This window comes from Bdellovibrio reynosensis, assembly GCF_022814725.1.
GTDB classification, from domain to species: domain Bacteria; phylum Bdellovibrionota; class Bdellovibrionia; order Bdellovibrionales; family Bdellovibrionaceae; genus Bdellovibrio; species Bdellovibrio reynosensis.
The window spans coordinates 1993039-2008724 of the sequence record NZ_CP093442.1 but is presented as its reverse complement, the minus strand read 5'-3'; the positions used below and the strand labels follow the sequence as shown (position 1 = coordinate 2008724).

The 15686-nt window shown below is 43.6% G+C and carries 16 protein-coding genes; 12 read left to right on the top strand and 4 right to left on the bottom strand.

Features of this window, described 5'->3' with window-relative positions; translation table 11 throughout:
- The first annotated feature begins 41 nt into the window (after window positions 1-41).
- From flgK to fliW, 4 genes are all read left to right on the top strand, one after another.
- Window positions 42-1445, top strand: coding sequence for a flagellar hook-associated protein FlgK (gene flgK / locus MNR06_RS09415; protein ID WP_243535376.1), 1404 nt, complete (start codon window positions 42-44; stop codon window positions 1443-1445).
- Window positions 1446-1468: 23 nt separating this feature from the next.
- On the top strand, window positions 1469-2557 hold the full coding sequence (gene flgL, locus MNR06_RS09410; RefSeq protein ID WP_243535373.1) for a flagellar hook-associated protein FlgL: 1089 nt from the start codon (window positions 1469-1471) through the stop codon (window positions 2555-2557).
- A 60-nt stretch (window positions 2558-2617) separates the two neighbouring features.
- Entirely contained in the window at window positions 2618-2845 is a 228-nt protein-coding gene (gene csrA / locus MNR06_RS09405; protein ID WP_243535370.1) for a carbon storage regulator CsrA, read from the top strand.
- Between the two features lie 200 nt (window positions 2846-3045).
- Window positions 3046-3573: a flagellar assembly protein FliW gene (gene fliW, locus MNR06_RS09400; RefSeq protein ID WP_243535368.1), complete on the top strand. Its 528-nt coding sequence runs from the start codon at window positions 3046-3048 to the stop codon at window positions 3571-3573.
- 59 nt (window positions 3574-3632) lie between these two features.
- On the opposite strand, the gene rmuC is transcribed toward fliW, so the two are convergent.
- Window positions 3633-4982: a DNA recombination protein RmuC gene (gene rmuC, locus MNR06_RS09395; protein ID WP_243535367.1), complete on the bottom strand. Its 1350-nt coding sequence runs from the start codon at window positions 4980-4982 to the stop codon at window positions 3633-3635.
- 100 nt (window positions 4983-5082) lie between these two features.
- Between rmuC and menA the strand changes: the two genes are divergently transcribed.
- Genes menA through MNR06_RS09375 form a run of 4 tightly spaced genes read left to right on the top strand, consistent with a single transcriptional unit; the run spans window position 5083 to window position 8442 of the window.
- The gene (gene menA / locus MNR06_RS09390) at window positions 5083-5988 is read left to right on the top strand and encodes a 1,4-dihydroxy-2-naphthoate octaprenyltransferase (RefSeq protein WP_407933177.1); all 906 of its coding nucleotides are present in this window, start codon (window positions 5083-5085) and stop codon (window positions 5986-5988) included.
- Window positions 5985-6977 (top strand): o-succinylbenzoate synthase MenC, encoded by a 993-nt coding sequence (gene menC, locus MNR06_RS09385; RefSeq protein WP_243535362.1) that lies wholly within the window; start codon window positions 5985-5987, stop codon window positions 6975-6977. Before menA ends, menC begins: the two co-directional genes overlap by 4 nt.
- The gene (locus MNR06_RS09380) at window positions 6953-8125 is read left to right on the top strand and encodes an AMP-binding protein (RefSeq protein ID WP_243535359.1); all 1173 of its coding nucleotides are present in this window, start codon (window positions 6953-6955) and stop codon (window positions 8123-8125) included. Before menC ends, MNR06_RS09380 begins: the two co-directional genes overlap by 25 nt.
- Window positions 8122-8442, top strand: a complete 321-nt coding sequence (locus MNR06_RS09375) for a (2Fe-2S) ferredoxin domain-containing protein (protein WP_243535356.1) — start codon at window positions 8122-8124, stop codon at window positions 8440-8442. The genes MNR06_RS09380 and MNR06_RS09375 overlap by 4 nt, the downstream gene beginning before the upstream one ends.
- Here the strand turns inward: MNR06_RS09375 and MNR06_RS09370 are convergent, their stop codons facing one another.
- From MNR06_RS09370 to MNR06_RS09360, 3 genes are all read right to left on the bottom strand, one after another.
- Complete coding sequence (locus MNR06_RS09370; protein WP_243535353.1) at window positions 8443-10362, bottom strand: hypothetical protein; 1920 nt, start codon at window positions 10360-10362, stop codon at window positions 8443-8445.
- A 420-nt stretch (window positions 10363-10782) separates the two neighbouring features.
- Window positions 10783-11238 (bottom strand): YkgJ family cysteine cluster protein, encoded by a 456-nt coding sequence (locus MNR06_RS09365; protein WP_243535351.1) that lies wholly within the window; start codon window positions 11236-11238, stop codon window positions 10783-10785.
- A gap of 7 nt (window positions 11239-11245) precedes the next feature.
- Window positions 11246-11668, bottom strand: a complete 423-nt coding sequence (locus MNR06_RS09360; RefSeq protein WP_243535348.1) for an acyl-CoA thioesterase — start codon at window positions 11666-11668, stop codon at window positions 11246-11248.
- Window positions 11669-11761: 93 nt separating this feature from the next.
- On the opposite strand from MNR06_RS09360, the gene MNR06_RS09355 reads away from it, so the two are divergent.
- The 4 genes from MNR06_RS09355 to MNR06_RS09340 are packed head-to-tail and all read left to right on the top strand — an operon-like array spanning window position 11762 to window position 15672.
- Window positions 11762-12721 (top strand): polyprenyl synthetase family protein, encoded by a 960-nt coding sequence (locus MNR06_RS09355; protein WP_243535345.1) that lies wholly within the window; start codon window positions 11762-11764, stop codon window positions 12719-12721.
- Window positions 12718-13785 (top strand): prenyltransferase, encoded by a 1068-nt coding sequence (locus MNR06_RS09350; RefSeq protein WP_243535343.1) that lies wholly within the window; start codon window positions 12718-12720, stop codon window positions 13783-13785. The genes MNR06_RS09355 and MNR06_RS09350 overlap by 4 nt, the downstream gene beginning before the upstream one ends.
- Window positions 13761-14522 (top strand): class I SAM-dependent methyltransferase, encoded by a 762-nt coding sequence (locus tag MNR06_RS09345; protein ID WP_243535340.1) that lies wholly within the window; start codon window positions 13761-13763, stop codon window positions 14520-14522. Before MNR06_RS09350 ends, MNR06_RS09345 begins: the two co-directional genes overlap by 25 nt.
- Entirely contained in the window at window positions 14500-15672 is a 1173-nt protein-coding gene (locus tag MNR06_RS09340) for a hypothetical protein (RefSeq protein ID WP_243535338.1), read from the top strand. Before MNR06_RS09345 ends, MNR06_RS09340 begins: the two co-directional genes overlap by 23 nt.
- Window positions 15673-15686 lie beyond the last annotated feature (14 nt).

Sequence of the window (15686 nt, the reverse complement as noted above, 5' to 3'; positions counted from 1 at the left end):
TCAATACTGCATAGGATGTGCAGTTTGATCGGAGACAAGGAATGTCGAAAATTTCGGCCATGATGGATACTGGTAAGCGATCGCTGATGAATTCTCAGACAGCGTTGCAAACTACTGGTCATAACATCGCCAATAAATCGACCGAAGGTTACTCTCGCCAAAGGGTAGAGTTGACCACGAATGTTCCTGTGTCTGAAGGTAGGCTTCAAATCGGTATGGGTGCTAAAGCCAGTGCCGTCACCCGCACCAACAATCCTTGGTTAGAAAAACAAATTCAAAAAGAAGGTGAAAGCATGGGATTCGCTGATTCCCGCGCTGATGCCTTAAGCCGTGTAGAGCAAGTTTATAACGAACAAGCCAACAAGGGTTTAAATCAGTACATGACTGATTTCTTTAACTCTTTCCGTGAACTTTCAAACAACCCAGAAAGCTTGGCTTCGCGTACGATGGTGCGTGAATCCGGTGCGGCTATGGCCAAAGATTTCGGCCGTGTCGTGGGTCAGCTTCGTAACGTGCAAGAAGACTTAGACGGTCAAATCATCACGGTTGTTGAGGAAGTGAACCAAATCGGTAAAGAGATCGCTTCGTTGAATGAAAAAATTCAGATGATCGAAGTGCAGAAAACTCCGGCCAATGACGAACGTGACCGTCGTGATCTTTTGCTTAAAAAATTAGGAGAGAAAATCGATATTACCTGGGCAGAAGGTAAAGACGGACAGGTGACAGTCACTGCGGGTCGCACTGGGATCTTAGTATCAAGCAGTACAGCCAATGAATTAAAGGCAGCACAAACAGGTGACCGTGACCGCGTAGAGATTTTCTATACAGGCACAGGAACTCCGGCGAATATCACTTCCCAAATCACGGGTGGTCGTATCGGTGGTGCTTTAGAAGTGCGTGACAATATTATCGAAGGTCTTTTAGGTCACGTTGATAAGTTGGCTTACACCTTAGCGAAAGAAGTGAATCAAGCCCATATCGAAGGTTTTGATAAAAACGGCCGTCAAGGCGTTCTGTTTTTCGAAATGCCTGAAGCGGTCAAGGGTGCGGCTTCTAACATCTCTTTAAATAAAACGATTGCTAATGACGTCGGCCGTATCGCTGCGGGCGCCCAGCCGGGTGCTTCAGGTGATAACACCGTAGCCAACGTGATTTCTTCTATCCAATCCCGTCAGGTGATGGATGGAACTGCCACACTAGATGACTACTACAATACTCAAGTGGGTCAAATCGGCGCGGTGGTGCAAAGATCCATCAAAGCGCAAGAATCCCAAAAGAACGTGATGGGTCAGCTTAATAATATTCGTGAAAGTATCAGCGGTGTTTCTTTGGATGAAGAGACAACGAAAATGATCGAGTTCCAAAAAGCTTACGATGCTTCAGCTCGTTTGATCAGAACTGCTGATGAAATGCTTGATACAGTTCTGAACTTGAAACGCATGTAATTGGCAGGGGAAATTAGTTAACAATGAGAATTGCAGATAAAATGGCTTTCAATCAAGTGAATCAGAATCTGGCGAAGAATCGCTCGGATATGGCTGACTTGCAAAACCAAGCTGCGACTCAAAAGCGTATTAACAAACCTTCTGATGATCCTTTAGCCTCGGCCCGTGTTCTTGCAGCCCGCACTGAAGAGCGTGGGAATTCCCAATTTATTAAAAACATCAACAACGCAAAATCTTTCTTAGAGTTCACCGATCAATCGTTGGGTGAATTGTCAGATATGTTAGTGCGTGCAAAAGAATTGGCTGTGCAAGCGGCCAGTGATGCCAGCGGTAACTCTGAAAGCCGTATGGTGACTGCTTCCGAAATTGGCCAGATTTTTAATCAATCTGTGGCTGTCGGAAATCGCAAATTGGGTGAACGTTACGTTTTTAGTGGTTATAAAACTCAAACTCCAGCATTTACGCCAACCGGTGAATACCAAGGTGATGATGGAGACATGAAGATTCAAACCCAAAAAGATTCTTTCATTGCCATGAACGTTGCTGGCAATAAGGTTTTCTTGGGTCGCGGTTTAAGTGAAGATGGCATTGTTCGTCAGACACAAGTGACGCCGACAAATGTTGATGATCTTAAAAACTTTCAAAATCATGAAAAAGAACGCGTAGAGATTAATAAAGAAATCGAAGCCAACTTTATTCAAACCCGTGGTCCCGCTTCCGTTTCTGGTCGTCGCAATGATCTTTCTGATCAAAAAGACCCGGTGACAGGTGGAACGGGCGTGAATATTTTCACGACTCTTAAGGATTTAGAGATTTCTTTACGTACCAACGACAAGGAAGGTATCCAGGCATCCCTAGATACCCTGGACGACGCTATTTCCCAGGTGGTCCTAGCTCGTTCCGAAGTTGGGTCCAGAATTATGGCAGTTAATAGCACCATGGACTCTCTGCAAAAAGCCGTGGTGGACAATAAAGTGACTGCTTCCCAATTGGAAGATGCCGATGTTTTCCAAGTTATTTCAGACATTAATAAGACCGATAGCACCTTAAAAGCTACGCTGGAAACGTCTGGAAAGATGATTCAGCCAAGCCTTCTTGACTTTCTAAGATAAAAATAATACCTACAGTTCCGCTTAAAACTACCGATAACGACTGCAGCAAAAGGAGTTGTCATGCTGGTTCTCACACGGAAGTTGGGTGAAAGCATCGCTATCGATGACCACATCAAAATTAGAGTAGTACAAATCAAAGGGAAACAGGTCCGTCTAGGCATCGAAGCTCCCAAGGACACGAAAATTCACCGCGAAGAGGTGTACGTGGCCATTCAAGATCAAAATCAACAGTCGGCGAATATCCCTGCGGATAAAACCCGTTCTGTCGCGAAACTTCTTAAGCCATAAGCTTATAGGTTATTAAAAAGGTCCGTCCAACTGCGTTGCCGGGCCTTTTTCGTTCTTCTGCAGTGAAGCGGGTGGTCATGCTTCGCTTATTTTAATTTACTCCTCCTAGATTTAGGTCCAGATTTATAGATGTATTCACCTGCATGCTGTCCTAGTGTGTCTAAAATTAGGTGAATCCTGATTTGTTTTTGGGAGGGGAAATGATCATTTCGACGTCGCGCTTCGGCCAAGTTGAGTTGAAAGCAGAAGATATTCTGACGTTCAACGAAGGTCTTTTGGGCTTCGCAGATTTGCGTAAGTTCGTTCTTCTCGATGATCCGAATGATGAGATCTTTGCTTGGTTGCAGAGCTGTGAAGCCCCTGCAATTGCGTTCCCGGTTCTTGAGCCTGAACTGTTTGCTCCTCAATACAAAGCGACACTTACTAAATCTGATCTAGAGGCTGTGAAGCTTACTAGCCAAGATAAAGCTCGTTATTTTTCAATCGTGACTATCCCAGATGATCCGACTCAAATGACTGCGAACTTGAAAGCTCCGGTTGTTGTGAATGTGGCAGAGCGTATCGCTCGTCAATGCGTGCTTCAGGATAACAATCTTGCTATACGTGAGCCTATCTTCACGAAGCTTCAACAACGTGTTGTGCAGAATCCTGCAGTGGCAATCAAAAACCAATCTTCTGGTATTGATGTGGCTACGAAACTTACTGTTGTTAAAGACGCTGAGCTTTAATTTTTAAAACGAAATTTGAAACTAAAAGAGGGTTCCACTGGAATCCTCTTTTTTTATTTTTAAGTTGTGACTGTTTCGATTTGCGGTAATGACTTTTCGGTTTTAGCGCCCAGACGTTTTAGATCTTCCACTTGGTCGATCAAGTTACCGCGCCCTTCAGAAACCTTCTTAATGACGTCCTCGTGGGCTTTTTGAGCGGCCCCTAACTTTTCACCAAGGTTCTGCAGGTCTTTCAACAGGCCTGCAAATTTTTCGTATAAAAGGCCTCCGCGTTTCGCGATCTCAAGGGCATTCTTTTCTTGGCGATCTTGTTTCCATAAAGCTGCGACGGTTCTTAAAGTTGCTAGCAGCGTTGTTGGGCTGACGATAGCTACGTTTCTTTCCCACGCATATTGGAAAAGTTCTGGTTTTAATTTAAACGCTAATGCAAACGCTGGTTCCAGCGGCATAAATAGAATTACGAAATCTGGAGAGATCAGCTTATCAGCTGCGTGATATTTCTTCTCAGATAAGCCGTCGATATGCTTTTTCAAAGCTTCAACGTGCAGTTTACCTGTGCGTTCTTGGTCTTCTGCAGTTTCAGCAGATGAATACTGTTCGTAAGCGATAAGAGTCATCTTAGAATCGACGATCAGATGTTTTTCGTCTGGCAGGTTCACGATCACATCGGGACGAAGCATTTGGCCATCTTCACCACGCAGATCTAGGTCAGTACCTTGGATTATGTACTCTTCGCCTTTTCTTAGGCCGGATCTTTCTAGAATGTTTTCTAAAATCAATTCGCCCCAGTTGCCTTGGGTTTTAACTTCGCCTTTAAGGGCTTTAGTTAAATTCTGAGTTTCTGCTGACATCACTTTATTTAGTTCCATCAGCTTAGTTAATTCGCCACGAAGTACACCGCGCTCAGAACGCTCTGTCGAGTAAGTCTCTTCCACTTTCTTTTCAAAATCTTTAATGCGCTCTTTAAGTGGCTCCATAATCGCAGCGATGTTTTTGTGGTTTTGATCAGTGAACTTCGCTGATTTTTCTTCAAAGATTTTTTGCGCTAAAACTTCGAACTGCACGTTCATGGACTTAGCAAGTTCTTCACGTTGTTTTTGTGCTTCGTTCATTAAGGATTTTTGTTCCTTCAAACTTTCCGTCAGCATGTCATTCTTCATGATCATCGCTTGCAGTTCTGCTTGAAGTTCTGCTTTTTCATTTTGTAAGTCGGTTTTTTCTGTTTGGAAAGCAGCTTGCATGATGCCTTTTTCAGCTTGCAGCTCAGACTGTTGGTTGGCTTTTTCAACTTGAAGTTCGGTTTGCAGCTGCGCGATGACGACAGTCGCTTGAGACTTTGATTTAAAATAAACGATCAATCCCGCAACAACGGCGCCGGCTAAAAAAGTTAGAATAGGAATAAGAGTCATTCTAGAGCCTCCTAGGGACCGTTTTGCCTCTAGAATTTGTTTTGGTCACGCGAAAAGAAATCTGATACAACCAGGGAAAACCTATCCCTTAACTCCAACAATGCGACGCAAAAGAAATATGACTTCAGCCAGCCAAATAAAAAGTATTCTCCTCGCTTTTCGACCTAAAACATTGACGGCAGCCCTGGTCCCTTGTGTGGCGGGAACAGCATTAGTTCGCGCCATTGGCCTTGAGTGGGACGGATGGGTTTTGTTCTACGCCTTGCTGGCATCATTCCTTATTCAAATCGGCACAAACTTAGTTAACGATGCGGTGGATTTTAAAAAAGGGGCTGACACTGAAAAACGCATCGGTCCTCAGCGCATCACCCAAGCAGGCATCTTATCCGCTAATCAGGTGATGGCCCTAGGCAGTCTTTGTTTCTTGCTCGCCGTTCTTTGTGGCATTCCGCTAGTTTTAAAAGGCGGGTGGGTGATTGTCGCCATCGGAGTCGCTTCAGTTTTAATGGGCTACTCATACACCGCAGGTCCTTTCCCTTTAGCTTATCTTGGCTTGGGTGACCTATTCGTGATCCTTTTTTTTGGATTGCTAGCGGTTATGGGAATCGTATTTTTAAACATCGGTCGCTGGTTGCAAGAAGCCTTTGTCTTGGGACTGCAGATCGGCTTACATGCGACGGTTCTAATTGCCATTAATAATCTGCGTGATCGCAGCGGTGATGCTTTGGTGAATAAGAAAACCTTGGCCGTTCGTTTTGGCGTTAAGTTCTCTCGCTATGAAATCGCCAGCCTTTGCTTCCTGCCTTTTGTGCTAAATATCTATTGGTGGACTGAAGGGTACAAAATTCCGGCCATACTTTCGATGTTTGCTTTGCCTTTAGCGATAAAAATCTCAAAAAATGTTTTCCGTACCGAGCCAGGGCCTGCGTATAATAAATTTCTAGGGCAAGCAGCGGGTCTGCATCTGCTCTTTGGACTTTTATTAGCGATAGGATTTGCTCTTTGATTAAGATTTTTTATAGCCCTTACACTTTAAAGCCAGTGCAATCTTTAAATGCAGTTTCTTCCAGCAACGGGCGGGAGGGTTTGCTTCTAAAGATTTCCTGGAATGAGCAGGTAACGGGTTATGCGGATCTTCATCCTTGGCCTGAATTGGGCGATCCACCGTTAGAAGATCAAATGTCTGCTTTGCGTGACGGTAAAATGACGGCCCAAATTGAACAAGCATTCTGGCTAGCACGCCGTGATGGGTTAGCTCGCAAAGATAGGAAAAATCTTTTTGATAGCGGCGAAAAAATTCGTAACAACTTTTTGTTGTCGGACTTTAAAACCTTGAAACCAGGTTTTTTGGACGGACTTAAAAAAGAAAACTTCACGACAATTAAAATTAAAGTAGGTCGTGATCTAGATGAAGAAGCTGATGTCCTTGCCCACGTCACGGCAGCAGGTCTTAAAATTCGTTTGGATTTTAATGGGGTTGGTAATTGGCAGATCTTTGAAAAATTCATCGGCAATTTAAATCCACGCATTCGTTTGGCCATCGATTATGTCGAAGATCCTTTTGCGTACGATACTGATGCTTGGATGGAAGCTAAGAAGCTTACAAAAATTGCAGTCGACAATCAGTATGACAAAGTGCCTTGGGATAAGCTTAAAGAAGTCCCGTTTAATGTCGTGGTGATTAAGCCTGCTAAGATGGACGTAGATAAAGCGATCGAGCGTGTTCTGAAATGGAACCTTGGTGCTTCAGTCACAAGTTACATGGATCATCCAGTGGGTGTGGTTCATGCGGCGGCCATCGCTTCTGAACTTAAGAAAAAACATGGGGATATCATCCTGGAAGCAGGTTGTTTAACCCATCGACTTTATCAAATGGATTCTTTTGCCGCCGAACTTTCTACCCAAGGGCCATTCTTATTGAAACCCAAAGGGACTGGCATTGGCTTTGATCGTCTGCTAGAAAGTCTGCCATGGCATCAACTCAAAATGCGTTAGATCTTTCTTCGCAACATAATGAAATTTTACTGAATCCTCGCTGGCCGAAAGAGGATTTTGCGAAACTTTATGAGTTAGCTAACCACATTCAAATAAAAGAAAATCTTAAAGCCCACGTGTGGATCGCAACTTCTGGTTCTACCGCTTCTTCTGTCGCGGCAACAAAGTTAGTAGCGTTATCCAAGCAAGCTTTAGTTAATTCCGCGACCGCCGTGAACAAACATCTGCAAAGCAATGACAAGGATGTTTGGACCCAAGTGCTTCCTTCATTTCATGTGGGTGGTTTGGGAATCGAAATTCGCTCGCAGTTATCAGGAGCTAAGGTAGTTCCGGCTTTGAAAGACGAGCGCTGGGACCCATTGCATTTTCATCAAGTTCTAGAAAAAGAAAAATGCACGCTATCTGCTTTAGTGCCAACGCAAGTTTTTGATTTAGTTTCTAAAACATTACCAGCGCCCTCTTCATTAAGAGCCGTCGTTGTGGGTGGAGGAGTTTTAGATCAAGAACTTTATCGTAAAGCCTTGGTATTAGGATGGCCTTTGCTGCCTAGTTACGGCATGACGGAAACTGCATCACAAATCGCGACCGCTGATCTGAATTCATTAGGTCATCCATACTTTCCCGAAGTAAAACTTTTAAGTCACGCCCAAGCGCGAACTAACAACGAGGGCTTTATTGAAGTCAGCTCTACGTCGTTATTCACTATGTATGCGCAAAATACCTTTGAAGGTTTTAAATCCTGGGATCCAAAAATAAACGGATGGTTTACCACAGAAGACCGAGGTCAAGTTTTAGGCGACAATTTGGTGATCGAAGGTCGCGCCAAAGATTATATTAAAATCGGCGGCGAGGGCACTAACGTGGCTCGCTTAAGAAGTATTTTAGAAAATTGCATTCAAGAGTTATTTCCACAAAACAGTTTGAATGTATGCATATTAGAAATGGACTCACAAAGATTGGGTCAAGAAATTCACATGGTCAGCCTTTTGTCGGCAACTGAGTCTGAAAAATTGGTACAGCTGTATTCAGAAAAAGTGCTTCCATTTGAAAAAGTTCGTAAAATCCATTATGTCAGTGAGCTCCCCCGGACCGAATTAGGAAAAATAAAATGGGAAGAGCTAAAAAGACAGGTAAAAGGACAGCTATGAAACAGGAAGAAAATCCCTGGTCAAAAGGAATCGTTTTAATCTGCACGAAGTGCTCTAAATCCATCAGCACCAAATCTTTGAAAGAAGATGGCAACACTGCTGACAATTTAAAAATGTATTTAAAAAAATCTTTTAAAGATTCCGGCGACGGTGGAAAAGTTCGCGTTGTAACATCAAGCTGCCTTGATTTGTGTATTGATGAAACTCAAGCAGTCACCTACTGCGGCGTGGACGGAATTACAGAAACGTTCGCGATCCATCCAGAGGAAGACCGCGAAAAAATTCTTCAATATTTGCGTAATAAAATCAGCGAATAATTACGGTGCGAAGGTGCCGGAAACGGTATCTCCGCTAAGTCCGTAACCTCCATGAACCATCAAAGTAAAATTGGTGGCACCAGAAAATCCATCAGTTTGCACATAAATCAAACCCGAGAATTGCCCAGGAGGAATGTTCACTGAACTTCCTAGTGGGGCTGTACATGAAGCATCGGCAAAAGCGCGGTTTGCATAAAACGGCGTTAAACTTAATGAGAATGTGAAGTTTATGCTGTAGGTTGCAGCGTAATTACTACCTAGATCATCAGTCATATACACCATAAACGGCTTACAGCCGCCGACAAAGCCTGCAGCCGGTGGAACAATTTTAAATTGTTTAGCTGCTAACGATACCTTCATCTGGCGCGATGGAGAATTTAGTCCAGCAGAACTAACATCAAAGTTATAAACACCTGCCGTTGCGACGGTGGGTTTAAAGTAAACAATCGTAGAAGTCATGCCCACGGCGATGGACGTCGAAGTCACCGAGCTGCCACTGCAAGTTTGATCTAAATAAAATAAACCAATATTACTTTCTTTCGTCGCAAGATTCACCGTACGTGGAACCGTCGCCGTCATCATGGTTCCATATTCATTGATAGTCGCAATTCGGTAAGGTTGACACTGTTGACGAGTTAATTCGTAAGAGCCCCAGATGTCCAAGGTCACAGCTGTTGATTTATTTGTAGCATCAATATTCACAGCGATGGGCGCGGAATCATAACTGTAAGATGAATTAGCCCCCGCTAAAGTAAGGTTTATAGATTTAATTGTTTCAGCTTCGCCTGCAGAAGGAACGTATTTCACGTAAGCGTTTATCAAAGAGTTGTAAGAGCCAAAGCTATAGCTAGAAGTTTGCGTACTACAGCTAGCATCTGTATAGAATTTTAAATTTGCAGAACTACTTCCCACCTGCACATCACCAGGAAATTGATCATTTGCCACAGCCCGGTTGTATTGGGTCGATCGAATTTTTAGTGGGTAACAGGTATTTTTATAAAGCTGATGAATTTGATCTTCCACCATCAACCAGCGATAAATGGAACCAGCAGAAGAATCACGTAATGTCACTGATGTGTAGTTTGCATCGGTCGTTAAAGACGATGCATCGTAAAGTCTAAATTCAAATAATCCATTTAACGGCGCTGCTGGGAATTTATAAAGGAAGTCCGTGCCACCGGTGCCAGCTAAGATAGTTAATGAAGTTATTGGATTTGTTTCATAGAAACAATCAGCCCAAGTTTTATAAGCAGCGACAGCAGGGTAAATCGCACCAGCCACCTTTTTTTCAAGTTTCACCGTGATGTCTGAAGAAGTCTGCGTATAAAGCCCTGCTGCAGTTTTGACATTCACACGGAACGGTTCACATTGATTAGATCCCGCAAAACCCGCAGGGTTGTTTTTTTCTAAGGCAAGGGTTGCTGGAACTCCACCATTATTGCTGCCACTATCGCCATCATCTGGATTTGAATTTACTAAAGTTAAAGTCTCAGAATCACCAATCAAAGTTTCAGCTTTGATATAGATTTTATTCACTCTTGTATCGGTCGTAACACCCCAAATGCTTTCAAGATCTGTCGCAGTTAAATAGACATCAAAGGCGCCATCACTACAATCACGATCATTCACAACGGAAGCATCAAGGGAAGTCCCCGCCATATCCGGAATAGTCGGAGGGATATACCAGTTCTGTTGATCAAAACTTATATAAATTAAACCTAAGCGAGAATCACATGCACCCTGAACCTGCACATAATTCTGCATTTCAAAATTTTGTGAAAAAGGACTAGAACCTTTTAAAGATGGCGCCGGAAGCTTACGATCCAACGATCCCACGGAAAGCTCAGGATCTTCACACCCAGTAAGCAAGGCAAACATAGCCAATAAAGCAAATAGTAAAATCTCAGATACGTACCGCATATGTTATACGTATCGACATCCAACTAGACCCACTAAAGACTCAAAATGAGACTTAAACCAAAGTAAGCTTTCCGAAGCAAAATGATGCAAAATTTTAAAAAAATAGAAAGAAAAAAACAAATATCTTGCGCTCAGCGCGGCTGAAAGCCGCCAGAAAACCGCGCCAAATGAAGCCCTCGGCCCTTAATTTTTTCTCAAGTAATTACCGACTTCAACATCATCCCATCTAAAAAAGGACGATGAAGATTTATAAAGCTCCGTGTGGTTTCGAAGGAGAGTCTTAGGGTAGTTCCGGAGTCGACCCTCTGGGCCGGCACGATGCCGTATTACCGCCCAGCAGAGGCCAGGATGGCCGCGGTCGACGGAGAGAACTACCCTAAGACTCTCCTTCGAAATCACAACCGTGAGCCTGTTAGAAAACTATTTTCCCCAGCCTTTTTCAGATTCGATTTGTTCGCGAAGTTGTTGTTCAATGCGCTCTGCAGGAATCAATTCCCCACGGCCGACACCTGGGCAGAATGCTTTGACGTCTTTTGCCCAAGATTTTGCATTCATCACTTCAGGCCAAAACGGCCATGTACGACATTGCGTAGGACGAGCTTCGTAAGTGCCGCAGGCTTTGCCTTTTAAGAACATGCAGTCCGTGTTTTTAGGGTCTTCTTTAAGATGCCAAATGCCGCCCGTTTTATCGCAATACTTGCGAGTAAAATCAGCCGTGCGCATTTTAAAATATTTTGCAAAACGCTGGCGATCTTCTAGCGAAAGATAAACAAAACCAAATTCGCCATGGGAAGTGCAGCATTTACCAGAGCCGGTGCATTCAAAACGCACGCCTTCTCTCCACCATTCTTTTCCTGTGAATTTAAATTCTTCCATTGGCATCCTAGGGGTTTGCTTGTTCTAAATATTTTTCTAAGCGAGTTTTCATTGTAGGCGGCAAAGTCGTTTTCTGCATAGTTTTCCCGTCCACCACGGCGTGAACCATACTTACGACGGCATGGGGTTTTGCTTTTTTAGAAAACACGTACTTCATTTTAAAGGAAGTCTCACCAATGCTAGCAACAGTCGCCGCCACCTCGTAACTTTCGCCAGGAAAAAATGGCGCTAGAAAATCTGCTTCCGTATGACGAATAGGAATTAGATAATCCCGTTGGCCAAACCACTCTTTGTAAGTGTAACCAGCGGCGACGATAAACTCTTCAAAGGCATCGTGGGAAAACGCGAAAATATTCCCAAAAAACATGATGCCAGCCGGGTCGGAATCCCTAAATGTGATGGTCTTTGTACTGTGGAAGACTTGATTCATAAGTTCTGGAACTTTAAGGCGAGGGAGCCCTTGACAGCAAGCAGATAAATCGCGAAGTTAGGCCCTGATTTCACGTCTACGTAGGAGCCTAAATTGCAGCGAAGCGTTATCGATCTTAAAGTCTATGATGCAAAGGATTTTCCAGCTTATCTGCCGAAGCTGAACAAGCTTTATGATGATCTTTTTGCTGGCGGCAAAGGTTTTCGCGCAAAACTGATCCGCATGATGGGTTCAAATCTTTCTTTAGATCCTAAGGCCGAGCTTCTATTAGGCCAAACCATCGAGTTCATTCACAACGCTTCTCTTTTGCATGACGATCTTATCGACCGTTCACATCTTCGCCGCGGTAAAACGGCGGCGTGGTTGAAATACACGCCAGAGTACGCCGTGCTTGCGGGTGATTACTTGCTAGCGCGCGTGATGGTGAACCTTTCTGGTCACGGCAATATCAAACTTGTTCAATACACAGCTGAAGTCATTTCCGATCTTTTAGAAGGGGAGTGGTTGCAGGATTCTGTTGTGGGGGATTTCTTTGTGACCCTTGAACAACTAGATCGCATCCATAACCTAAAAACAGCAAGCTTGTTTAAGTGGTGTATTCGCGCGCCTTTTATCGCGCAAGAACGCTACGATGAAGAGCTTCACAGAATTCTTGAAGAGATGGGAACACTTCTAGGTCAGTTGTTCCAACGCAGTGACGATCTTTTGGATTACGACATTCGTAACGACGAAGGTAAGGCGATCTTAGGTGATTTGAAATCCGGTTACTTAAACTCTTTCGGTGCGTTTGTATGTAAAGGCTTAAGCCGCCAAGACATCGATAACATCGTAAAAAGCAAAACCCTTGAAGAGTATTACAGAAGCGTTGGTGGCAAAGCCCACTTTGATCAAAAGCTTTTGGAATTTGATGAAATGAACAAAGGCTTGATCCAAATGTACAACCATCACTTGGAACGTCTTAAGACTTTCTTAAAACCAGGTGAAGAAAAACTCATCGATCAACTTCGTCCTTTGACAGAGATCCTTTACTGGAGAAGGAAGCCTTCGTCGTGAGTGATCTGGTTACGCTTTCAAAGAACTCCCCAGAGTTTGAATCTTATTTATTGGGTACTTTCGCCAAAGACAAACGTGCTTTGCCTGTAAAAACCTTGAACGCCAATTCGGCGTCAGAGACAGTCACTTTCCGCGTGGTTCCTGTGACATCGATTGAGCGCCCCAACTTAATGACTCTTGTTACACAAACATTTAAAGTGCGCAGCTTCTTGTTAGTACTGTTGCCGCTATTCTTAGTCTTAACTAAGAACATTGCTGATCAAACCTTCCTAGAACCTATCACGGCAAGCATCGCAACCATCGGCGTGTTACTGGCATTTGTCGCGGTAAACTTGCGTAACGACTATATGGACCACATGAAAGGTGTTGATCGCGTGCTTATTGAAAGCGGCAGTCGCGCCATTCAAAAAGGTTGGGTCACAGCAGCCCAAGTGAAATCCCAATCAAGCTTGTTACTGACTTTGGCAGTCGCAAGTTCATTACCGATCGTTTTTGCTTTTCCTTCGGTCGCGATGCTGATCGCATCGGGGCTATTTGCAGGGTTGTGGGCTCAGTTTAAAAAAGCGGATTCGTTTAAATATCAAATCGGTGGGGAGCTGGTTTTATTTTTATTACTTGGGCCTTTATTGACTGTGGGCTATCAACTTGCCATGGGCGCCCCCTATGACCAAGAAAGTTTCTGGTTAGGTTGTGTTTGGGGCTGGCTGGTTCTTTTCATCGTGCACCTACGTAACTTTGTAAACCTTATGCCAAGCGCCCAAGCTGGTTTTACCAATACTGTGACGTGGTTAGGGTTTGATAAGGCCCGCCGTTTGATTGCGGTGTGGTGGCTATTATTTATTCTTTTTAACTTTGTTTACCATGCGCTGTTTGCAGGCTTTTACTGGGGCTTTTATTTATCGCTGGTGCTTTTATTTGTCTCTATCAACTTCATCATGAAACTTAAGGCACTTTCCAGTCCTGTAGGAAGTGATTTAAAAGCAGTGTTTCGCTCTGGCTATTATTTATTCCTAATCGCCATCGGCCTGTGGATATTTGAGTGTCTGTGGTATCTGTACCTGTAAAAGAACTGAGTCTGTGTGTGATCGCTGCCAGTCCGGAAGCTTTACCGAAAGCTCAAGACTGGGCGCAGTTCTTTGCTTGTCCTTTAAATCCCCTAAAACCGGAAGATTACTTTTTCCATTTCCATGTAGAAGAATCCCGAGTTTATGTTCGTGATCGTGAAAAAAGGCTCTTAGAAATCGACTTTGATGAAAATCATCTGGATTACGAACGAAAAGGTCATCGCGGGAAAAATGAATTAGTAGCAAAAGCCCTGGGCGTAGCTAAAGGCCATCGTCGAATTTTAGATCTGTCAGTGGGCTTAGGTATTGATAGCGTGTTTTTAACCCAGCTTGGTTTTTCAGTGACAGGTGTTGAACGCTCACCGGTTTTATACGCGCTTTTAAAAGAAGCCTTCGCGAAAACTGATAAAGAGTATTTAAAGTCTTATAAACTTCACCATGCTGATGCGTTGACGTTCTTAAAAGAACAAAAAGGCAAATTAGAAATAGACGCGATTTATTTTGATCCGATGTATCCGCACAAGAAAAAGTCAGCTTTACCGAAACAAGAGATGGTGGTGTTTCGTGATCTAGTCGGTCATGACGATGATGCCGCTGAAGTTTTAAAGGAAGCGTTGACCTGGCCTGTGCAAAGGGTCGTAGTCAAAAGACCCATTCACGCTGAAGAACTTCTGCCAGGTGTTCGTCATGCTTATGAAGGAAAGGTAGTTCGTTATGATACTTATGTGGTTGGGTAGTTTTGTCCTTGTGATGTTTGGCCTTATGGAATCACAAAAGCATCTTACAAACTTTTTTTCTAAAGAGCAGAAATCCCTTTTAGACAAAGGCGGCGAAGAAAAATTGACTTCGCTGTTTGCTCGCCTTCTTGCTTTAGTGGCGTTAGAGACTTCACCGCGTAAATCTTTATACACGGGCTTAGCACTTTATAATTTAAGAATCCAAACTTTGCGACCCAGCGTTTTGCACATGGCTTTAAGTACCTTAGGAGCTTGGTGGGCTTTGTTCTTAGCTAATTTGTATTTGGGTTTTAATGGCTTTTTTCTTTTAGGACTTTGTGTAATTGGATTTTTGCCGGTGTCCCATTTTGCAAAGGTAAAGCTTGCTTTGAAATTGGTGTTTTCAGTCGGCGTATTCTTAATCGGTGGGGAACTAATGCTTAGAAACTCTAGCGCCCTACAAACCACATTGGGTACGAGTGAATTTGCTTTCTTCCTTGCTGATGGGCGATTTAGTTCTGTATTGGTGTTATTAGCTGTCGGAATTCTTTTAAGTCTATTTGTACAAATTGAATTCTGGTCTTTGATGCTCGCTTTAGGTTTATTAGTTACGAACACTATAAGCTTTAACGGAGCATTGGCACTAGTGACGGGCGAACGCATCGGGATGATGCTTGTCTTTTGGTGGCGCTCAAGAAAACTCAACCAAGACTGCCAAAGAATCGGTTTACAACTTTCGTTGGTGTCCATTCTTGGCGCTATTATTGGCTTTTTTATCGCTGGTGAAACAAGAACATTATTGGCTTACGGTTTCAGTTTTGAAACTAGTGGCTTTCAGGATAAAAGCTTCCAGTTAGTGCTTTTAACCTTGGTGATTTTATTAGTGCAGTGGTTGGCGCAAATGATCTGGGGCCATTTCGGCAGTCTGGTGAAAGTCGACGAGATTCAAGAAGCCCATTATTTCCCATCCTCATGGTTTGAGCAGGAACTTTTATCGGTGCCTGCCACTCAATGGGCCAAAGATAAAGTTCATAAACGCCTCAGCGAAATTCGTTACCACTTGCAAGGCTTAAGCACTTTACAAGAAGGTCAGGTGCCGGGGCATATTCAAGCTCGCTTGCGTGAGGAAGAACAAAAACTTTCAAGCATAGTGTTTAAAGACATCCTGTAGTTGAACAAGCCCCT